Origin of the sequence: Nostoc sp. KVJ20 (genome assembly GCF_001712795.1) — a bacterium.
Taxonomy (GTDB): Bacteria; Cyanobacteriota; Cyanobacteriia; order Cyanobacteriales; family Nostocaceae; genus Nostoc.
On sequence record NZ_KV757634.1, the window covers coordinates 26,473 to 47,241 of the forward strand.

The window sequence follows — 20,769 nt, forward strand, 5'->3', positions numbered from 1 at the left end:
AAACCGCCAGTAGTTATCCCACTTGTGGTTTTGGCGTGTTAATTTGCAAAAACTCTTGTACCCGTTGCAGATAAGTTGGGGCATCTTCCAACATTGGGAAATGGGCTGTCTTAGGAATCATCACAAATTCCACTTTGTCATTTAATGCAGCTGCTTTCCGCCCCATCTCGGCTGGAATAATTTTGTCATACTCCCCTGCCACGAGTAGAGTCGGCACTGTTAGCTTGGCAAACTCTTGCGGCATCACTTCAGATTGAGCCTTACTAACGGAAGTAAAAATTGTTCCTAAAGCCGCATCGTAATCTGCTTCAAGAAAATCTTCTAAAAAAGCTTGCCGCTCAGAATATGGTATGGAACTATACAGAAATCTGGCCATAAACATCCGGTCAACAAATGGAATTTTGCCTAACCACTTGGGACGGAATTTAACTACATAGCCACCAAATTTATGAAAGGCACTAAAGGATTTTTCGTCGTATTCAAAAATGCCGCTACAAGTTAAAATTCCTCGCTCTACTCGTTGGGGGTAGCGGTTAAAAAATAAAGTGGCAACAGAAGCGCCCATCGAATGAGCATTAATATAAACACGCTGAATATGCAACCCATCTAACAAAGCTGCCAAATCATCAGCGTATTCCTCTAACTCATAGGTTAGCTCTTTAATTGCCTCTGATTCTTCCTGTGGGGAATCAGATTCAGCAACAGCTTCACTTGCTTGGGCGATAGTTGGCTTTCCACCAGAACGACCAAATCCCCGCATATCGTAGAGTAAACAATCAAATTGCTCTGATAAAGCGTTAGCGGTATTTTGCCAATATCTAGCCGAACCAGCCCAACCATGCATAAAAACCATCACTGGTTTTACCAGAGAACCGGATGGTTTTTTCACCCATTCGTAGTAATGCTCAACGCCACGAACATTAATATAAGGCATTTATCATTTGTCCTTTGTCAGTTGTCATTTGTCCTTGGTATATGGTTATTAGTCCTTAGTTTTTGACAAATAACCAATGACCAATGACTAATGACCAATGACTATTAAGCAGATTCTGGCTTCGGTAGTGAAGATGGATGTATTATTAGTTCGGCAGTCGATCGCTTCTCGACCATTTCCCTGGTAACTGTACAGCGTGTCACATCCTTACGGGATGGTAACTCGTACATTACATCCAGCATTAGTTCTTCGACAATACCACGTAATGCTCTCGCACCAGTTTTACGGCGGTAAGCTTCTTGAGCGATCGCTCGTAAAGCATCTGCTTTAAAATCTAACTGGACATTATCCATCTTCAGCAGCTTTTGGTACTGCTTCACTAGGGCGCTGCGTGGTTGAGTGAGAATCGCCATCAGCGCTTCTTCATCTAGCGGATCTACTACTGCTACCATTGGCATCCGCCCAATAAATTCTGGAATCAGGCCAAATTTTACTAAATCATCCGGTTCTAGATGACGGAGAGTGTCTGCTGCTCGTTTCTCCTTTGACTGACCTTCTCCCGGTTGCACAAAGCCGATTGCTTTTTTGCCAACTCTCTGATCTACAATCTTGTCTAAGCCCACGAAAGCACCACCACAGACGAACAAAATATTACTTGTATCAATCTGGATGCAGTCTTGATAGGGATGCTTGCGCCCCCCTTGGGGTGGTACATTAGCGATCGTTCCCTCCAACATTTTCAGCAAAGCTTGCTGCACGCCTTCGCCAGAAACATCGCGGGTAATTGACGTGTTCTCGCTCTTACGAGCAATTTTGTCAATTTCGTCAATGTAAATAATTCCCCGTTGCGCTTCCTCTATATCCAAATCTGCCACCTGCAACAGTCGCAGCAAGATATTTTCCACATCTTCTCCCACATACCCGGCTTCCGTCAGCGTTGTCGCGTCGGCGACGGCAAAGGGTACATCCAAGATTTTCGCTAGGGTTTGGGCTAAGAGAGTTTTGCCGCAACCGGTCGGGCCAATTAACAAGATGTTGGACTTTTGCAGTTCTATGGCATCATCTGCCCCAGCTTTGCCACTGGCTTTAGACTGAATGACCGCCAGCCGCTTGTAGTGATTGTAAACGGCTACTGACAGCACTTTCTTCGCTTCGTCTTGACCAATAACGTGCTCGTCTAGATACTTTTTAATCTCTCTTGGCTTGGGTATTTGATTAAACGAAATACTAGCAGAGTGGGTACGCCGTTTTTGAGGTGGCTCTGCTCTTGGTGCTGGTTGTGCGGCCGCACCATTGGTATCGAGTAATTCCTCGTCTAGTATTTCATTACACAAGTCAACGCATTCATCGCAGATGTAGACTCCCGGCCCTGCGATTAATTTACGCACCTGCTCTTGAGACTTGCCACAAAATGAACATTTCAAATGGGAGTCGTACTTAGACATACCAGCCTCTTATTTCAGAATGGTGACGTTTTCCCCTGCTACGGGAAGATTTTGCCTGGAAATGACCTGATCAATCAAACCGTAGTTTTTTGCCTCTTCTGCCGACATAAAAAAGTCGCGCTCAGTATCTGCTTCAAGTCTTTCTAAGGGTTGACCAGTATGGTGAGCCATTAACTGATTCAACTTAGCCTTAACGTAAAGAATTTCTCTGGCTTGAATTTCAATGTCAATGGCTTGACCTTGAGCGCCACCAAGTGGTTGGTGAATCATAATCCGGGAGTCGGGCAGAGACATTCGCTTACCGGCAGCTCCTGCTGTCAACAAAAATGCCCCCATGCTCGCGGCTAATCCAAAGCAGATGGTAACAACATCAGGGCGAATTTGCTGTATTGTATCATAGATTGCCATCCCTGCGTACACTGAGCCGCCAGGAGAATTAACATACAGTTGGATGTCTTTTTCTGAGTCTTCGGCGTCTAGGAATAACAACTGAGCCACAATTGAGTTAGCTACGGCATCGTCTATTGGCGTTCCTAAAAAGATAATCCGCTCTCGCAGCAGGCGGGAGTAGATGTCGAAAGCCCTTTCTCCCATGCCAGATTGCTCTATTACCATCGGCACGATGTTGCTAGGGCTGCTTAACTGGGAGTTAATGTTTATTCGACTTAAGTTGCTGATTGGGGAATTTCCCGACTGCGATTCAAGCATACAAGCTTTCTTTGACGATAATTTAGGACAAATGTTTCAGCAGCCGATGCTGCCTTTTCGACGAATGGGATTTTTATAAGCTACGTGTTAACCATTATGCCTCATATAATTTCCTCTCGTTTAACACAGTATCAAGCTCAGGCAATAACAGGTGTCACTATTTGCCGAAAATTCATTAATTCTTTAATTATTCTGACTTTATCCCTGAATTATGGAGGATAGGGCATAGGGCATTGGTTATTTGTTGCCCTACTTCCTCATGTCCCTCACCTGAAGCATTTCACCAGCACTTTAACTCAGAACTGGTGAACTCATGGCTGTGGGATTTTTTATTATCCTTCTGTAACTTCTGGGGAAGCTTCGCTGTTTTCTTCCTCAGTTTGAGGTGCATCAGCATCAGCATCCAATTCTGCGTCTTCTGTTTCCTCTGTGGGACTCAAGGAACCTTCGGGTACAAGTTCAACTGAGGAGTGTTCTAAGAGCCAATCGATGATTTTTTCGGTTAGCAGTTCATTTTCCACGATTGAGCGCAGTTTATCTTCATCAACGTCTTGTTCCTCTGGGTACTGTTCCAAAAGTTCTGTGACTCTGGCTGCGATTTCTTCTGGTGTTACCTCGATAGATTCGCGTTTACCGATTTCCCGCAAAGACAAGGAGCGTTTGATGCGTTCAATGGCCTCAGTGCGCGATCGCTCCCGCAATTGTGGAATAATATCTTGAGTAAACAGCTTTCTCACATCCAATCCTTGCTGAGACAGCCGGATTGCTGTTTGCGTTAGCATTGCATCCACTTCTTGCTCAATCAAGGTTGCTGGTAAGTCAACTTCTACGTGCTTGAGCAGTTCCGTTAACAAGGCTTCCTGCTTATTTGTTTTTGTTTTGTCGTCCGCCTCTTTTTGATATCGCTCTACCAAAGAAGCGCGTAATTCCTCTAAGGTTTCAAAATCGCTGATTTCCTGGGCGAAATCGTCATTTATTTCTGGTAGTTCCTTTTCCTTCAGTTCTTTGAGCGTCACTGTGAAAGTTGCCGCTTTTCCAGCTAAATCTTCATTAGCATAGGGGTCTGGGAATTGTGCTGCAATTTCTCTGGTTTCTTCAGGATTCATCCCTACTATCCCAGAAATAAAGCCTGGAATAAATTTATCTTCTTGCAACTCAACTTGAAAATCAGTTGCTTCGGCTCCGGGAATTGGTTCTAGTTCAGCTGTTTCGTCCTCACCCTCGGCTTTGGCGAATGAACCTTTAAAATCGACTACAGCAATATCACCGATTTGGGCTGCACGTCCTTCCACAGGAATCAATGTCCCTAATTCTTGACGTTCCTTATCCAGTGTGTTCTCCACTTGTTCTGGATCGAACTTGACTTCTTCAGCCTTAGCTTGCAAATCAGTGTACTGCACGAGATTCACTTCTGGTTCTACATCGACCGCGGCCAAAATTGTCAGGGGTTTTCCAGGTTCATAATTATTAATCAAATCCTCAAAAGAGGAGCGCAATTGCGGCTGACCAATTGCCGGGATAGCTTCTTGTTTAACTGCTTTCTCAATGCCGTCTTGAATTAGTTCTTCCAGCGCTGCTGCCTTGATACGAGTTGTACCCAGCCGTTGTAGCAATATCGGCCGGGGTACCTTGCCTTTACGAAACCCAGGAATATTGGCAGTACTCGCTAAGTTTTTGATGACCTGTTCGTAAGTTTGCTTGGTAATTTCCGGCGTAATCTCTATTTCCAGGCCAATTTGGCTGGCGGGAAGTTTTTCCTGGGTGACTTTCATGCTTCGTCTCTAGTTTTCTGGTATTTTATACTCCGAGTACACACAAGACGCAATAAAATAATTGTTTGCGTTTATAGCTTGTTGATGTCTCTTAGGGGCAATGGGAGTTTGCCAAAAGGTCTGATCACATCCAAGGATGGATGTTTATCCTGGGGCAAAGATCCAGTTTACTGCCAATGACCAAGGACTTGACATTTTACCTTCATAACAATTTGGTTAATGGGGCTTTGGGATTAGGGAGAAGGTGGCAGGTGATAGGGGAGAGGTGATAGGGAATAAATCTGTAACCTGTACCCCTGAACCTGTAACCTATTGCCTTCTCCACTCCCTACTACCCCTAAAACTTAGGAATTAATTATTCAGTGGGCTAATCCCGTGATATCCTGGTTCTCAACGAGTGGTTAGTACCCCCAAGTTAAGGTTATAGTATCGAGTCTAGCTATTATTAAGTTGTGGTACGAGAGTGCATCTGTTACCGAACCGCATAGTTCACTTTTATGCTGCGGTAGTTTTATGCAATTCGATCATAGTATATTCATCATGTTGGTAAGCAGATTTGCAGCTAAAACGTTTATTAACTTAAAACTGGGATGCCTATTAAACGTCTAAGTGCAGATATCTCCATTTTTCTGCTAAATGGCGGTTTGTTGTATAATAGTATTATAGTTAAAAGTTGATGGAAAAATTGGAAGTCTGTTGTTGTAGAATGCAACATCACTTAACTTATAAAAAACCAATAAAACAAATGTATTAGATATATAAAGATCGACTAAATTAGAGAAAAATCTATTCAAAATGTATTTCAAGACTGCGATCGCTATTTATATATAAGAAAATTGTCAATTGTTCCAAGAAATTTCACATAAATCTCTTAATGGAGGAAGCAAGTTTGTCGAAATCCTATAGTTTAGCTATTTTGGGAGCGACTGGTGCAGTTGGCACAGAGTTGCTGGAATTGTTAGAAAGTCGTAATTTTCCTCTTGTCAACCTGAAGTTATTGGCATCAGAGCGTAGTGTCGGGCGAACACTGCAATTTAAAGGTGAAAATATACCAATAGAGGCAGTGAGCGATCGCGCTTTTGAAAATGTCGATATAGTACTGGCTAGTGCAGGTGGTTCCACATCCAAAACTTGGGCCGCAATTGCCGTCGAAAAGGGCGCAGTCGTAATTGACAACTCCAGCGCCTTTCGGATGAACCCGGAAGTCCCCTTAGTAGTACCAGAGGTAAATCCCCAAGCCGCTGCTAATCACCAAGGCATTATTGCTAACCCCAACTGCACAACGATTTTAATGGCAGTGGCAGTCTGGCCATTGCATAAAGTTAAACCAGTGCAACGCATCGTCGCTGCAACCTACCAATCGGCTAGTGGTGCTGGTGCTAGAGCAATGGCAGAAGTCAAAACCCAAACAAGCGCTATACTACAAGGACAGCCGCCGATTGCCGAAATATTGCCTTACCCATTGGCATTTAATTTATTCCCACACAACTCACCATTAAACGATTTGGGTTATTGTGAGGAAGAAATGAAAATGGTTAACGAAACCCGAAAAATATTTGGCACGCAGCAAATCAGAATCACTGCGACCTGTATACGGGTTCCCGTACTCCGCGCCCATTCAGAAGCCATTAATTTAGAATTTGAGACTCCCTTTAGTGCAGAGGAAGCCAGAGAAATTTTAAATTCCTCCCCTGGAGTGAAACTGGTCGAAGATTGGGAAACTAATCACTTTCCGATGCCAATTGAAGCAACAGGTCGGGATGAAGTTTTAGTGGGAAGAATTCGTCAGGATATTTCTCATCCCTGTGGCTTGGAATTATGGTTGTGCGGTGACCAAATCCGCAAAGGCGCAGCGTTAAATGCAATACAAATCGCTGAGTTGTTAGTAGAGAAAAATCTACTCAAACCATTAGCTATTAGTCATTAGTCATTGGTCATTGGTCATTGGTAAAGTGACAAATGACAATAGGACAAAGGACAAATGACAAATGACACTTGAAAGCAATTTGCAGATAGGTTATTACAATAGAGAACCACCAAGATATAAAAATATGGGTAATCAGGAGTGAAAAAAGGGTGGGAGATTTTGGCAATGTTTTAACTGCTATGATTACGCCATTTAAAGCAGATGGTAGTGTCAACTATGATGTAGCGGCAGAACTGGCGGCGCATCTAGCTAACAACGGTACAGATACATTGGTAATGTGCGGCACAACAGGAGAATCCCCAACACTAAGTTGGGATGAAGAATACCAGTTGTTTGTCGAGGTATTGCAGTCCGTGGCAGGAAAAGCCAAGGTAATCGCAGGTTGTGGATCAAATTCCACCAAAGAAGCGATCGCAGCCACCCAAAAAGCGTCTAAGATAGGAGTACATGGTTCCTTACAAGTTGTTCCCTATTACAACAAACCGCCACAGGCGGGATTGGAAGCGCACTTTAAGGCGATAGCACAAGCCTGTCCCGACCTACCATTGTTGTTATATAATGTCCCCGGTCGTACCGGACAAAACCTTCAGCCAGAAACAGTTGCCCGGTTAGCTGAGGTTAGCAATATTGTCGGGATAAAAGAATCCACTGGTAATATAGATCAGGCAAGCGTTATTCGTCGCTTGACACCAAAAGAATTCCACATCTATTCTGGTGATGATTACATGACTTTGCCCTTGTTAGCGATCGGGGCAAAGGGTGTGGTAAGTGTGGCTTCTCATCTGGTAGGAAACCAACTACAGCAGATGATCCAAGCTTTTAGTGCCGGGAAAATTGAAGTAGCCAGTGAGATTCATCTCCAACTCTTCCCGTTGTTTAAAGCTTTGTTTCTAACTTCAAATCCCATTCCAGTGAAAAAAGCACTGAAACTTCAAGGTTGGGAAGTTGGTTCAACTCGTCCGCCGCTATGTGAAGCTGATTTAGAAGTCAGTCAAAAGTTAGAAGCGGTTTTGAAAGAACTTAGTTTAATCTAGCCACCAGCTAGTTAAGCGCAAGATACATATAAACAATGATCATAATTGTTCATAAGTTGCAATTTAAAAATCTGTGCTAGGACTGATAGATATACTATGAATCCTTGAGTGTATTGTCGATTTTATTGAATAAAAAATTGAAAATTTCAATTTAAAACTTGATTGCTTTCAGACTGACTTAAGAGGCAGATTATGTTGTCTTAAATACAAGTTCGTTAACTGTCAACTTAATTAACCACAAGTAACAATCTAAGGAGAAAATGGCTAAAAACGAAGCTAATAATTCCGCCTTGAAAATTATTCCTTTGGGCGGTTTGCATGAAATTGGGAAAAATACCTGTCTTTTTGAGTATGACGATGAAATCATCCTGCTAGATGCAGGATTGGCTTTTCCCACAGAGGCGATGCATGGGGTAAATATTGTTCTACCAGATACGACCTATCTGCGGGAAAATCGCCACAAAATTAAAGGGATGATCGTTACTCATGGTCATGAAGACCATATCGGCGGGATTGCTTTTCATCTCAAGCAATTTGATATCCCGGTGATTTATGGCCCCAGACTAGCGATGGCAATGCTAGAGGGTAAATTAGAAGAAGCAGGAGTGCGCGATCGCACAGAATTAAGAAAAGTTATGCCCCGTGATGTCGTGCGGATTGGCAAAAACTTTTTAGTTGAATATATCCGTAATACTCACTCCATCGCTGATAGTTTCACTGTTGCCATTCATACTCCCCTGGGTGTAGTTATTCACACAGGCGATTTTAAAATTGACCACACCCCAGTCGATGGTGAAAAGTTCGACCTGCAACGTCTAGCAGAACATGGTGAAAAAGGCGTTCTTTGTTTACTGAGTGATTCCACTAACGCCGAGACACCAGGATTTACACCTTCGGAACGTTCAGTTTATCCCAATCTGGAGAGAGTATTTAGTCAAGCCACTGGGCGATTATTCGTCACCACCTTTGCTTCTAGCGTCCATCGCATCAACATGATTTTGGATATCGCCAAGAAGCAAAATCGTGTAGTGACGATTGTGGGGCGTTCCATGCTGAACTTGATTGCTCATGCTCGGAATCTAGGTTACATCAAGTGTGAAGATAATCTACTGCAACCATTGCACGCAGTCCGCAACCTCCCTGACGAAAAAGTTTTAATTCTCACTACAGGTTCTCAGGGTGAATCGATGGCAGCAATGACCCGCATTGCTAACAAAGAACATCCTCATATTAAAATCCGCCAAGGGGATACGGTAGTATTCTCTGCTAACCCAATTCCCGGAAATACGATCGCAGTAGTCAACACCATTGATAAATTGATGATTCAAGGTGCGAAAGTGGTCTATGGACGGGATAAAGGAATTCACGTCTCCGGTCACGGCTGTCAGGAAGAACAAAAGCTGATGATTGCCTTAACTCGACCCAAATTCTTTGTGCCATTTCACGGCGAACACCGGATGCTAGTGAAGCACGCAGAAACGGCTCAGAGTATGGGCATTCCCGCAGAAAACATGATCATTATTCAGAATGGTGATATTGTCGAACTGACTGAAGATGCGATTCGCGTTGGTGGTAAAGTGCCATCTGGTATTGAATTAGTGGATACTACTAGTTCGGGTATGGTAAGCGCCAAAGTGCTGCAAGAACGGCAACGCATGGCTTCAGAAGGGATTATTACGATCGCAGCTGCCATTGATTGGAATGGTAAACTGTTGGCAAAACCAGAAATTCACCTCCGGGGTGTAGTAACTAGTGTAGAGCGATCGCTCCTACAAACTTGGGTAAAACAACGCATTGAAGAAATCCTCACTGTGCGCTGGACAGAATTTGCTCCTAGCGAAGGTGAAGCAGCAGATATAGACTGGGGCGGATTGCAAGGAACTTTAGAACGAGAATTGCAACGTTCCATCCGTCGAGAATTGCAATGTCAACCATCTGTGACTTTGTTGATGCAAATTCCTGATGAGCCACCTGTGAAAGTTGCCGATGGTAGAAGGCGGCGGACTCGGACTGCTGCTCAGGTAGCATCGTAGGGAATTTAAAGTAGAATTTCACGCAAAGGCGCAAAGACGTAGAGTTTTTCTAACGTCTTTGCGCTTTGTTGTGAGATTGAGATAGGACTTATGCACACTCTATAAATTCTCGGCGATTTTCTCTAACGCGAATAATGCAGTTAATATCAATCATCATTGCTCATTCAAACATTAAGTATTTATAAGTTCTATGATTGGTTGCATTTTAGCAGCTAGTCATGATAAATTTAACGCTAATCAATCTCAATTAAATATCTTAATATCTCTCAACTAATGCCACCGAAACGTTGCTAAATTGACTGCTAGCAGTTTTATAAGAATTTGAGCCATCTCCAGTCCTCTGCTATTTGTTGAGGTTTCCACGCTTTAATTTGCTAGCCATAGCCTAAATCAAGTCTAATAATCTCCATTTTCAATACTTCGATAGATGCTTAACTGCACTTTTAATTATGCAGTTAGGCACAGTTTAGAGCAGGGTAATGTTAAGCTACATCTCAATTTATTGAGAAAAATTATTAACTTTTACTGACATTACACCACAAAAAAGGCAAGCGCTAACTTGTCTAGATTCAAACATTAATTAATCTCATCTTCTAGTATGCAAACCGATCTGATTTTATTCAACAGTGTTCTGTTGAGCAGTATTTTCGTGTCCACTGCTGCTGCTGCGCCTGCACAACCTACACCGGAAAGTGAAATTCCCTACATTAGTGAAATACAATTACCGCAAACTAGCGCTCAGTTTTTATTCCAAGATACAAACGCCTCTTCAACATCGGTAGCACAAACGCCCACATCTCCAGCAGAAGAAAGTGAAGAACCTGATATTGAACTGGATGTCATCGGTACTCCACTGGTGAACTTTATCGAAGAACGTCAAAATTCACCGACAGGCGTAATTATCCTTGACCAAAAAGAAATTCAACGGTTTAATTACAGAACGATTGGCGAAGTGTTGCGTCGTCAGCCAGGTGTGGTCTTAGGAGGGCCGCCGGGAGAAGATAAAGACGTGCGACTTTTGGGTTTACCGAAAGAATATACACAAATTTTGATTAACGGTCAGCGCTTTCCTGACGGTGGCGAAAGCCGAGAATTTAAAGTAGACCGCATTCCTGTAAGTTTAGTTGAGCGGATCGAAATTATCAGCAATCCTAGCGCCATACAAAATTCTCAGGGTGTGGCGGGTACTGTAAATATCATCCTCAAAAAAGCACCCGATGGTCGGATTGCTGACCTCACCGTTACTGGTACAACGTTAGAGACTGTAGGTCCCTTTGGTGGTGTCAGCTTTGTTTATGGTGATAGACAAGGTGACTTTAGTTACTTACTCAGCGGGGGAGTTCAACAACGGGAAGCACCCAAAGATAAATTTAAGCAATCTTTGGATTTGCAAAACCGTCCTACCCAAGAAGAAAGAGAATATGAAAGCAAAAGTCTTTTCGATATTAGTCTAGCACCGCGCTTTGTTTGGCAGGTGTCTGCCAAAGATACCCTCAGTTTTGACCCCTTCTTTTTGCAAACCAACGAAGAAAAAGACGCAATCCGCAACGTCAATAACCAGAAGTTCTTTTCTCCTAGTGGTAGACTTCAGGAGCTACAACAGCAAACTATCAGTCTTGATGAAGATAAAACAATTACTGGTTGGCGTTTAGGCGGTAGCTGGGAGCATCAATTGAGTTCTACTGCTGACATAACATTGGGGTTGTTATTCCAGCAGACAGATGAAAGCAAGGACAAGATAGAGCGAACAAATAGCACCACTACTACTTTTCGGAATGCTGCTGGTAGTCCCATAGATACCGCAAGACCTCTAAGAAATACCGACATCATCAAGCGCGAGGACGAAACAAAAACTGACCAAGAGTTGTTGATAACCTTGGGCTTTAACTTCCGCCCTTGGGAAAACCACAAATTCACAATGGGGCTAGAAGGAAGTCTGCGCGATCGCGAGAAAAAGAAAATTAGTACTGAACAGCAAATAACACCTGTGCTTTTAGCCGCGGTTGAAAAAACTGGCCCCAAGGATATTTATGGTATTGAAGAAAATCAACTAAATCTTTTCGTCCAAGACGAAATTCGCTTGGGTGAGAAACATACCCTCACGGCGGGAGTGCGAATGGAAGCATTTGACAATAAAGCTACCGCCGCTGATAACAGCGCCATTGGCCAGTCAGGTACTATATTTAACCCTTCGTTGCACTACAAATACCAAGTTTTTCCAACAACTGTTTTTCGCTTAAGTACAGCGCGGACTATTCGCCGTCCTAAATTCGATGATCTCATCCCCTTCCGCGAATCAAAAAATGGCACCTTACTCCAACCTGATGTGATTGGAAATCCAAATTTGAAACCGGAAACTTCTCTTGGTGTAGAGGCGGGAATTGAACAATCTTGGGGAAATAATACTGGGGCGTTTGGCTTAAATGGTTTCTATCGTTGGGTAGATGACAAAATCGAGAATGATACAAACTTCAATTCGACGAACAATCGCTATGAACAATCATTCCGAAATGTGGGAGATGGAAAAATTTATGGGTTGCGAGTAGATTTACAAACGCGCACACCTTTTTTGGGTTTACCAAACTTGACCTTATTTGGTAATGTTTCTTTCCTTGGTTCAGAAGTGGAAGACCAAATAAGTAGAGAAATTCGCCGTTTTAAAGAACAACCAGCATACGTAGCAAATCTGGGTTTTGACTACGTTATTCCAGAGTGGGGGATGAATTTTGGTTTAAGCTACAACATTCTACCTGGCTTTGAAAACCGTGAACTCAAAGATGGCAAAAACGAAGTTACTAACCAAGCCGGAGAAAATGCTCTAGATGCTTACGTAGCTTTCCGGTTAACAAATAATGTCCAGTTGAGTTTATTTGGTAAGAACCTACTGGCGGCTGAAAGAAGTAAATCCCGTAGTATTTTTGATACTTCTGGTGTGTTTGAAAGTTCTCGTATTGAGCAGGAAACAGCAGAAAGACTGTATGGTATTAGTATGTCATGGCAATTTTAAGTTTTGATTTTTGTTCGAGTAATTTACAATCTCAGTAAAGCCTCAGTTCAAAAATGATGCTATGAATAACCCAGATCATCGAATTAGTAGAGAACTAGCCCCAGAAATTTTTCAGCTTGCGTCTGAATTATACGCTCAAAAACAGCAGGAATATTCTCTCCAAGAATTAATAATCATCGGAGAAGAAGCAAAGATTCCGGCTGAATTTATTCAGCAAGCGACGGAGTTAATTCTACTGAAGCAGAAAAATCAAGAAATTCAAGGTCACAAAAAACAAAACCGATTTAAACTAGCCTTACTCGGAGTGCTAGCAACAGGAGGAACTTTAATAATAGGCGGATGGACATATAATCAACTATCTGCTATTAATAGTAGCCCTCAATCTCCAGTGGGAATTTTACCTGGCAAAAATGAAAAAAATCACGCTGGAAATGTTGAGCGTTATCTGCTAAATAAAGAGGGTTTAGTTGATGGACTTTTACTTAGTGATGCTAAACAGGTCAAGTTTCCACCCCATTTCAGTGAACAAATAGTAGCTGCTATAAAACCAAAAGATTCTGTAGAAGTTGTTGGGAAATTGGGGACTCTTAGTGTTTATGGACAAGAAATAGAAGCTCATACTGTTACCAACACTCAAACTAAAGCAATTGTTGCCAAACAACCGAAACCTAAAGGTCGGAAAAAACCAGAACCGACTGATTTAGTTACTCGCAACATTGAAGATTCCGTTCAACATTGGCTAGTGAATGATAAAGGAGAAATTAAAGGCGCAATTTTAACATCTGGAACTCAAGTCCAATTTGCTAAACCTTTGGGTAAAAGCTTAAATAAAGTGGCAAAAATAGGTAGACAAATCAAAGCTGATGGAGTTGGTAAGCAAACTCCTCATGGTGATATTGTAGAAGTAATATCACTGCAAATTGATGGTAATGTCTTGCCAAATGCCAATTATTGACGAAGAATTCAGAATTCAGGAGTCAGAATTCTGTTCGATAAAGGAATTACTCGGAAAATTGGTAACGGGTAATCCGTTTGACTGTTGTTAAATCTAATCCCAATTCCTGAGTAATTCCTGCTTCAATAGCAGCAATATCTGTGGTAGGTAATTCGAGTTCTAAAGTTTTGATGGCTGAGTCTGCTGTCCTAATAGTTACTTTCGTAAATCCTACCTGCTCCTTAATCTCTGCTTTAATAGCTAATACGGTGACAGATAACTGAACCTTTATTTGATTATTTGCTTCTAAATAGGATTGAGTATTGTATTTATAACTTAACATTTGGTTAGCGACGCTCTTTCCCCCAAACCAAATGCTCATTCCAATTAGGGGTAATGGTAGCCAAAATTCTAACCCCAAAGTAAAAATTGAGCGCCAGATGGTTAAAAGGGGGTTGCGATCGCGCATAAGAATCAAGAGCGACAATTTTAATGAGAATAACTAGCATTATTGTAAGATAATATTCTCATCTTTCTGTGTAAATTGTTGACGATCGCTATGAAAATATTGGTAGTCGAAGACGATCCAGAACTTTTAGAACCTTTAAATACAGCCCTGTCGAGAGCTGGACATATTGTAGATGGGGTTGGTAACTGTGAACTAGCCACCTGCTTAATAGGTGAACAAGATTATGATTTGCTGATACTCGATTGGATGCTACCTACAGGAAGTGGTATTTATCTATGTCAACAATACCGACATACAGGGAAAACATCGCCTGTATTGATGCTCACCGCCAAAGACAGTATCTCCGATAAGGTTAAGGGACTAGATGCCGGAGCAGATGACTATATTGTTAAACCTGTAGATATGCTGGAGTTACTAGCACGAGTGAGAGCTTTGGGAAGGCGATCGCCTGTTTGGCAAGACCAAATCTTAAAATTTACCGACTTACAACTGAATTTAGATACCCACACCGCACAACGACAACAGCAACAAGTCCAACTCTCTGTTCGTGAATGTCAATTACTAGAATACTTCTTGCGCCATCCCTCTCAAATTTTAAGCCGTGACCAATTAGAGCAAGCATTATGGACATGGGATGCAGAACCAGGAACTAATGCAATTACAGTCCAGATTCAACGATTACGACAGCGTTTACAACAGATAGGTGCTGACCAGTGGATTGAAACAGTATATGGTTTGGGATATCGTTTAAGCGTACCTAACTCACATTAAATAATTCGTAATTCGTAATGACGCTCCTGCGTCGCTAACGCTGCGCTAACGTAATTCGTAATTATGTTTATGACTAATACTACCTCATGCGTCGAGATTCAATCTTTTACAAACTTTTTCAACAATATCCTACTCTGTTATTTCAAGTACTAGCAACACCCCCAAGCAATGCAGATGCTTATCGGTTTGATTCGGTAGCTGTCAAAGAACCTAAATTTGAAATTGATGGGGTGTTTCTTCCGCCAGAAAACGCAGGGAAAGGAGTTGTATATTTCTGCGAGGTACAGTTCCAAAAAGATGAACAGCTTTACGAAAGAGCATTTGCGGAATCTTCACTATATTTCTACCGTAACCGTGGTAGGTTTAGCGACTGGCAAACAGTAATAATTTATCCATCCCGTAGTATAGAACAAATTGATATTCATCCTCATCGCTCATTACTTAATGGTGAACAAGTCCATCGAGTATATTTGGATGAATTGGGGGATGTTCGTCAATTACCTATATGGGTAGCATTGATGGTACTTACTACTGTAGAGGAAAGCCAAGCACCAGAAGAAGCTAGGTATTTATTAACCAGAACTCGTGAAGAAGTAACTGAACAATCGAGTCGCGCCATAATAGAAATGATTACCACAATTATGGTGTACAGGTTTGAACAATTAAGCAGAACAGAGGTTGAGTCTATGTTGGGAATAACACTCAAGGAAACGAGAGTTTATCGAGAAATCAAGGAAGAAGGACGTGAGGAAGGGCGTGAAGAAGCAACAGTTAATCTAGTTATCCGACTGCTAACTAAGCGCTTTGGAGAAATATCTGGGGAAATACGCTCCTCTATTGCTAGTTTACCTTTGCCTGTTCTGGAAGATTTGAGCGAAGCATTGTTAGATTTTACCAGTTTGGCTGATTTACAGGCTTGGTTAGAAGGGCGTTGAGGTGAAGTAGGCGGACAAAAATCCCAATTCTCTTGTTATTTTTCTGTTATGTTTTTCTGTCAAACTCTTCGTATTCACGATACTGAGCCAAAAGACCTTATGTTACGGAGAGTTTTTCTAGCTAATACTGTAACTGCGATCGCCTCTACACTCCTTTTACCAGCAGCAGCTTTGGCGAAACCGTCAGAGGATAAAGCTAAAAAGGAAAAAGACCGCAAGCATAAGTCCCAAAAGTCCAAGGATCATCCAAGTGAAAAAGGTGCGACCGAAAGCGAGACTAAACCAGTAGCAGATTCCGAAACTACTGAAGAAGAAAAGATTGCTGCTAAGGCTGAAGAAGTAAAAAAACATAAGTCAAAAAAATCAAAGCATCGTCCAGATCAGGAAAAATCTGTTAAAGGTAAAGAATCTACGACTATTGAAACCGTAGAACCATCACTTACCGGAACTATTTAACTTCCTATGAATTGGAGTGCTGCATTACCAACTTTTTTTATCACCCTCAGAGAAGGTGTAGAGGCTGCTTTAGTTGTCGGGATTGTCTTCGCTTGTTTACAACAAGCTGAACAACAAAAACTGCATCGTTGGGTATATTTAGGAATTTTTAGTGCCACTATAGCTAGTTTTGTAGTTGGTTTATTACTAAATTTAAGTATCCAAGGATTGCAGACATCTGATCTACTTTATGCGCCTGTCTTCAAGCAATTATTTGAGGTGGGACTGGGTGTAATTGCGATCGCAATGCTGAGTTGGATGCTGATTTGGATGACTAAACAAGCACGATTTCTCAAAGCTGAGATTGAGGGTTCTGTCAAAAGTGCGTTAGGACAAGATAAGCAATCAGCTTGGGCGATTTTCAGCCTAATTTTTATCGCCGTATTTCGAGAAGGCTTAGAGACGGCTTTGTTTATCGTCGCTAAGTTTCAAGAAGGTTGGACACCAGTACTTGGCGCGATCGCCGGATTAAGTGTCGCAGTTGTGATTGGTATGCTGCTATTCAAATGGAGCATCCGCATTAATTTGAGTCAATTTTTCCAAATAATGGGCGTATTTCTGCTGCTAATTGTCTCTGGATTGGTGATTTCTGCTTTGCGACACTTAGATGCAGCTGCGATCGCCTGGAGTCAAATCAACTCCTCAGTTGCAGATATTTGTGGGCTAAGTAATACCTCTTGTATTTTGGGGCCCCAGGTTTGGGATCTCTCAGCGATTTTACCTGATCGGCAGTTTCCCGGCATTTTGCTAAAAACTATATTTGGCTACACCCAAAAGCTGTATCTACTTCAGGCTTTTGGATATTTGCTCTTTTGGGCGATCGTCGGTAGCCTCTACTTCCGCAGTCTTAGCCAACCTCAGCAATTAAAACCAGTAACCAAACTCAATTAACCTCAGTTTTTCAAAATTATCAATTTAGTAGTCTGTCTCATTAGTTATGAGGGGTAAATAAGTTCGTAGTAAGGACTTTAGTCCTGGATTTTTAAGCACTAAAGTCCTGACTACAAACCCTCAAAACTATCTTAAACATTGTACTAGAGAGATTTAGAGGTTTTATCGAAACAGACAGAATAAAGGCATTCTCAGCCAAAAAGAAGGGGCAAGCGCTAACTTGCCCTGTCATTAATTAATCTCATCTTATAGTATGCAAATCAATCTGATTTTATTCAACAGTGTTCTGTTGACTTGCTTGATTGCCCCTGTAGCAAATGTTTCACCGCAAAAGCAGATGAGATTGCAGCGATCATGAAAAAACTGCTGAAAAATAATCCAGTTCCTTCTCTGTTATTGGATATGATGCGGATTTTGCTTACCTATCCCCAATGGTTAGCAGCTGCAATTCTCTCTACCATAGTTGTTTCAGCTTTAGAACCAAGTATTGCTTGGATGGGGAAGAAAGTAGTAGACGATCTCAAAAAAGGTAGCGTTGATCTGAATGCATCTCTACCAAACTATATTTTAGTTTTTGGCGGTTTATTGCTTGGTTTAGGCTTGATTAAATTCGGTGATAAACTCATCGATACAGCGCTTCCGGCTATTATGCAATACAATTTTCTTCTTACCTCTCTCCTATCATAGCTTTCAGCTTTGAGGCTGTACCTCATAGCCGCCGGAAGTGCTGTAAAATATACGAAGCGCGGTTGATTATTTGTCTACAGAGAACCTTTCCCATATTCTCTATCACTGTAATCGCGCTAAACCTGGATTAGATATTATCCACAAAGACTCATGGAAAATTGTTTCTCAAACAATTTCTGTAATTATTTGGCAACTTACCTTAGCACCAGCATGGCTACCAGCTTTGTTAATTGCTGTCATTCCACCCATTTTAATTGGCTTTATTTTTGGTCGATTTATTCAAAAATATAGTCTATTGAAAAACCTATCTCTACTCTCCAAAGCAATAAAAATTCATTAACTATAGACCAATTTCTACAAACAGCCATAGAAACTGTACCAGAGGGACAACCAACAATTTTATATCTACCTAAAGATGAAAATTCTCCAGTACGGGTACGTTTTAAGTTGCCACATGAAATTACTTCAGAAGGTAAAAGCTTTGTATTTTTTGATCAATACAGTGGTGAAGTATTGCAGGTAGAAAACTTCTTCCAGACACCAGCTATAGAACAACTAAAAACTTGGGCAGATGTTTTACATACTGGCAGTTATGGAGGATTAGGAATGATGGGATTTTACATAGCGATGGGCATTGTTTCGGCGACGCTATCGTTGACGGGGTTTGTGATTTGGTGGGGGCGTAACTATGCGAATAAACCAAAACGCAAAGCAGTTTAAATATTAGATTATATAAATTATGCTAGGAGTGTAACTAACTGTGCAAGCGAACTTTATTCGCCAGATTGCCCAAAATAATCCCTCAGATTTTCAATTGAAACCTTCTGCTTTCACTCTATATAAGCGTTTTTATGGATATATCTGGCAGCACAAATTACCACTTTTAGCAGGTTCTAGCACTATATTTTTTCTCTCTTTATTGCAGGTAATTATTCCGCAAATTACCCGCTATGTTATTGATGTCATAATTCCAGAGAAAAAATTTGACTTGATCCCTTGGATAGGGTTGAGTATTGCCATTATTGCCCTGCTAATTGGGGTGTTAAATTTTGCTCGCAGTTATATGATGTCTTTAGTAGGTCAAAAAACGATTTTTGACATCAGAAATGAACTATATCAACATCTGCAAAAACTTTCCTTGAGCTTTTTTGAAAATCAGCGAACAGGAACGTTGATGACACGAGTAATGCGAGATGTCGATGCTTTAGAAAAGTTAGTTACCACAGAAGTTGCAGAAATTGTTGCTGAGATATTCACATTTGTTGTGATTGTCACTTATCTAATTTATGCAGATTGGCAACTCACGCTGTTAATTCTAATAACTTTACCCGTGATGATCTTCCTTACCCAGTTTTTTGGTTCAAGGATGCGGGGAGCTTACCGAGAGGTACAGCAGCAAAGTGCAGAAACTAATAATCACCTCCAGGACACTTTATCTAATATTAAATTAATCAAAGCTTGCGCGAATGAAGGTTATGAAATAGATCGCTTCTCTGAACACAATCGTCAGAATATGGAGGCAAATATTCGCGCTGTCCAACTTTGGTCTGGCTTTTCACCAATAGTTGATTTTATGAATCATCTCGGTTACATCACTGTTCTCGCCTATGGTTCTTGGGAAGTGATGGAGAGTCGAATGACTGTAGGTGATTTGACAGCTTTTTTGGCTTATTTGAACCACGTTAATCAACCGGCAAAACGCTTTAGTAAGGTGATGCACGTCATCCAAAAGGGCGCAACTTCATTGGAACGCATCTTTGAAATACTAGATACCCAACCGGAAGTTAAAGAAAAATCAGATGCGATCGCACTTCCCCCAATTGAAGGTAACATTCGCTGGGAAGGAGTTGAGTTTGCTTATACTTCTAGTCAACCTGTCATTCATAACTTCACCTTAAATATGCAACCAGGAATGACAGTTGCACTTGTCGGTTCTTCAGGCGCAGGGAAAAGTACACTGGCGAATTTAGCTGCACGTTTCTATGATCCCCAAAAAGGACAGATTTTGGTTGATGGACACGATATCCGCGATGTCACTCTACAGTCATTACGCAGTCAAATGGGTATTGTTTCTCAAGAAACCCTGTTACTACATGGGACTGTGCGAGAAAATATTGCTTACAGTAAGCCTGGTGTAAATCATGCAGAAATTGAAACTGCGGCTAAAGTTGCTCACGCCCATGAATTTATCATGAGCCTTCCCCAAAGTTATGATACCGTGATCGGAGAACGCGGCATGAAGCTATCGGGAGGACAAAGACAAAGACTTGCGATCGCTAGAGCTTTGATGAAAAATCCCCCAATCCTCATCCTTGATGAAGCAACTTCCGCTCTAGATACGGAGTCAGAACACCTCATTCAACAAGCACTCCAGCAATTACTAAAAAATCGTACCTGTCTAGTTATTGCCCATCGGCTCTCAACTATCCAGAATGCTGATTTAATCGTAGTGTTAGAAAACGGTTACATCATAGAAACAGGGACTCACAGCGAATTACTTACTAAAGGTGGCAGATATGCTTATCTACACGCCATGCAATTTCCCCAAAAGTTACAACTTTTAAATGGAACTCCTGCCTGAACATATAGGGGTTCTCGAATGAAAGCAATATACTTTGGCCTCTCTCCTAAAAGGGTGTATACACAAGTCTAATTACCCCCCTTAATCCCCCCTTGCAAAGGGGGGAAACCGGAAAGTCTTGTTCCCTCCGCGGCATTGCTAGGGAT

The 20,769-nt window shown here is 41.7% G+C and carries 18 protein-coding genes; 13 read left to right on the plus strand and 5 right to left on the minus strand.

Annotated features, from left to right (window positions below; translation table 11 throughout):
* Positions 1-13 precede the first annotated feature (13 nt).
* From A4S05_RS19240 to tig, 4 genes are all read right to left on the minus strand, one after another.
* Positions 14-934 (minus strand): alpha/beta fold hydrolase, encoded by a 921-nt coding sequence (locus tag A4S05_RS19240; protein ID WP_069071410.1) that lies wholly within the window; start codon positions 932-934, stop codon positions 14-16.
* Positions 935-1,038: 104 nt separating this feature from the next.
* Positions 1,039-2,379 (minus strand): ATP-dependent protease ATP-binding subunit ClpX, encoded by a 1,341-nt coding sequence (gene clpX / locus A4S05_RS19245; RefSeq protein ID WP_069071411.1) that lies wholly within the window; start codon positions 2,377-2,379, stop codon positions 1,039-1,041.
* A 9-nt stretch (positions 2,380-2,388) separates the two neighbouring features.
* Positions 2,389-3,087: an ATP-dependent Clp endopeptidase proteolytic subunit ClpP gene (gene clpP / locus A4S05_RS19250; RefSeq protein WP_069071412.1), complete on the minus strand. Its 699-nt coding sequence runs from the start codon at positions 3,085-3,087 to the stop codon at positions 2,389-2,391.
* A gap of 332 nt (positions 3,088-3,419) precedes the next feature.
* A complete protein-coding gene (tig, locus tag A4S05_RS19255) occupies positions 3,420-4,859 on the minus strand; it encodes a trigger factor (protein ID WP_069071413.1) in 1,440 nt (479 codons plus the stop codon).
* A gap of 889 nt (positions 4,860-5,748) precedes the next feature.
* On the opposite strand from tig, the gene A4S05_RS19260 reads away from it, so the two are divergent.
* The 5 genes from A4S05_RS19260 (at position 5,749) to A4S05_RS19280 (ending at position 13,815) form a co-directional block, all read left to right on the plus strand.
* The gene (locus A4S05_RS19260; protein ID WP_069071449.1) at positions 5,749-6,786 is read left to right on the plus strand and encodes an aspartate-semialdehyde dehydrogenase; all 1,038 of its coding nucleotides are present in this window, start codon (positions 5,749-5,751) and stop codon (positions 6,784-6,786) included.
* Positions 6,787-6,935: 149 nt separating this feature from the next.
* Positions 6,936-7,820, plus strand: a complete 885-nt coding sequence (gene dapA, locus A4S05_RS19265; RefSeq protein ID WP_069071414.1) for a 4-hydroxy-tetrahydrodipicolinate synthase — start codon at positions 6,936-6,938, stop codon at positions 7,818-7,820.
* A 260-nt stretch (positions 7,821-8,080) separates the two neighbouring features.
* A complete protein-coding gene (locus A4S05_RS19270) occupies positions 8,081-9,853 on the plus strand; it encodes a ribonuclease J (protein ID WP_069071415.1) in 1,773 nt (590 codons plus the stop codon).
* Between the two features lie 598 nt (positions 9,854-10,451).
* Complete coding sequence (locus A4S05_RS19275; RefSeq protein WP_069071416.1) at positions 10,452-12,860, plus strand: TonB-dependent receptor plug domain-containing protein; 2,409 nt, start codon at positions 10,452-10,454, stop codon at positions 12,858-12,860.
* Between the two features lie 61 nt (positions 12,861-12,921).
* Positions 12,922-13,815 (plus strand): hypothetical protein, encoded by an 894-nt coding sequence (locus A4S05_RS19280; RefSeq protein ID WP_069071417.1) that lies wholly within the window; start codon positions 12,922-12,924, stop codon positions 13,813-13,815.
* Between the two features lie 46 nt (positions 13,816-13,861).
* On the opposite strand, the gene A4S05_RS19285 is transcribed toward A4S05_RS19280, so the two are convergent.
* Entirely contained in the window at positions 13,862-14,281 is a 420-nt protein-coding gene (locus A4S05_RS19285) for a hypothetical protein (protein WP_218107958.1), read from the minus strand.
* Positions 14,282-14,353: 72 nt separating this feature from the next.
* Between A4S05_RS19285 and rppA the strand changes: the two genes are divergently transcribed.
* From rppA to A4S05_RS19325, 8 genes are all read left to right on the plus strand, one after another.
* On the plus strand, positions 14,354-15,034 hold the full coding sequence (rppA, locus tag A4S05_RS19290) for a two-component system response regulator RppA (RefSeq protein WP_069071419.1): 681 nt from the start codon (positions 14,354-14,356) through the stop codon (positions 15,032-15,034).
* Positions 15,035-15,120: 86 nt separating this feature from the next.
* Entirely contained in the window at positions 15,121-15,969 is an 849-nt protein-coding gene (locus A4S05_RS19295; RefSeq protein ID WP_069071420.1) for an Rpn family recombination-promoting nuclease/putative transposase, read from the plus strand.
* Between the two features lie 99 nt (positions 15,970-16,068).
* Complete coding sequence (locus A4S05_RS19300) at positions 16,069-16,425, plus strand: hypothetical protein (RefSeq protein ID WP_069071421.1); 357 nt, start codon at positions 16,069-16,071, stop codon at positions 16,423-16,425.
* 6 nt (positions 16,426-16,431) lie between these two features.
* Positions 16,432-17,355: an FTR1 family iron permease gene (locus A4S05_RS19305; RefSeq protein ID WP_069071422.1), complete on the plus strand. Its 924-nt coding sequence runs from the start codon at positions 16,432-16,434 to the stop codon at positions 17,353-17,355.
* 354 nt (positions 17,356-17,709) lie between these two features.
* Entirely contained in the window at positions 17,710-18,042 is a 333-nt protein-coding gene (locus A4S05_RS19310; protein ID WP_069071423.1) for a hypothetical protein, read from the plus strand.
* A gap of 70 nt (positions 18,043-18,112) precedes the next feature.
* Positions 18,113-18,382 carry a hypothetical protein gene (locus A4S05_RS19315; RefSeq protein ID WP_069071424.1) on the plus strand — a complete coding sequence of 90 codons (270 nt, stop codon included), beginning with the start codon at positions 18,113-18,115 and terminating at the stop codon, positions 18,380-18,382.
* A 107-nt stretch (positions 18,383-18,489) separates the two neighbouring features.
* A complete protein-coding gene (locus A4S05_RS41760) occupies positions 18,490-18,762 on the plus strand; it encodes a PepSY-associated TM helix domain-containing protein (RefSeq protein ID WP_069071425.1) in 273 nt (90 codons plus the stop codon).
* 40 nt (positions 18,763-18,802) lie between these two features.
* Positions 18,803-20,623 carry an ABC transporter ATP-binding protein gene (locus A4S05_RS19325; protein WP_069071426.1) on the plus strand — a complete coding sequence of 607 codons (1,821 nt, stop codon included), beginning with the start codon at positions 18,803-18,805 and terminating at the stop codon, positions 20,621-20,623.
* The last annotated feature ends 146 nt before the right edge of the window (positions 20,624-20,769 follow it).

What these genes read in the sequence shown, in the direction of transcription:
- A4S05_RS19275 (WP_069071416.1), top strand. Translation starts at nt 10,452, where the DNA reads ATGCAAACCGATCTGATTTTATTCAACAGTGTTCTGTTGAGCAGTATT.
- A4S05_RS19270 (WP_069071415.1), top strand. Translation starts at nt 8,081, where the DNA reads ATGGCTAAAAACGAAGCTAATAATTCCGCCTTGAAAATTATTCCTTTG.
- clpX (WP_069071411.1), bottom strand. Translation starts at nt 2,379, where the DNA reads ATGTCTAAGTACGACTCCCATTTGAAATGTTCATTTTGTGGCAAGTCT.
- A4S05_RS19280 (WP_069071417.1), top strand. Translation starts at nt 12,922, where the DNA reads ATGAATAACCCAGATCATCGAATTAGTAGAGAACTAGCCCCAGAAATT.
- A4S05_RS19295 (WP_069071420.1), top strand. Translation starts at nt 15,121, where the DNA reads ATGCGTCGAGATTCAATCTTTTACAAACTTTTTCAACAATATCCTACT.
- A4S05_RS19305 (WP_069071422.1), top strand. Translation starts at nt 16,432, where the DNA reads ATGAATTGGAGTGCTGCATTACCAACTTTTTTTATCACCCTCAGAGAA.
- A4S05_RS19310 (WP_069071423.1), top strand. Translation starts at nt 17,710, where the DNA reads ATGAAAAAACTGCTGAAAAATAATCCAGTTCCTTCTCTGTTATTGGAT.
- A4S05_RS19240 (WP_069071410.1), bottom strand. Translation starts at nt 934, where the DNA reads ATGCCTTATATTAATGTTCGTGGCGTTGAGCATTACTACGAATGGGTG.
- clpP (WP_069071412.1), bottom strand. Translation starts at nt 3,087, where the DNA reads ATGCTTGAATCGCAGTCGGGAAATTCCCCAATCAGCAACTTAAGTCGA.
- tig (WP_069071413.1), bottom strand. Translation starts at nt 4,859, where the DNA reads ATGAAAGTCACCCAGGAAAAACTTCCCGCCAGCCAAATTGGCCTGGAA.
- rppA (WP_069071419.1), top strand. Translation starts at nt 14,354, where the DNA reads ATGAAAATATTGGTAGTCGAAGACGATCCAGAACTTTTAGAACCTTTA.
- A4S05_RS19300 (WP_069071421.1), top strand. Translation starts at nt 16,069, where the DNA reads ATGTTACGGAGAGTTTTTCTAGCTAATACTGTAACTGCGATCGCCTCT.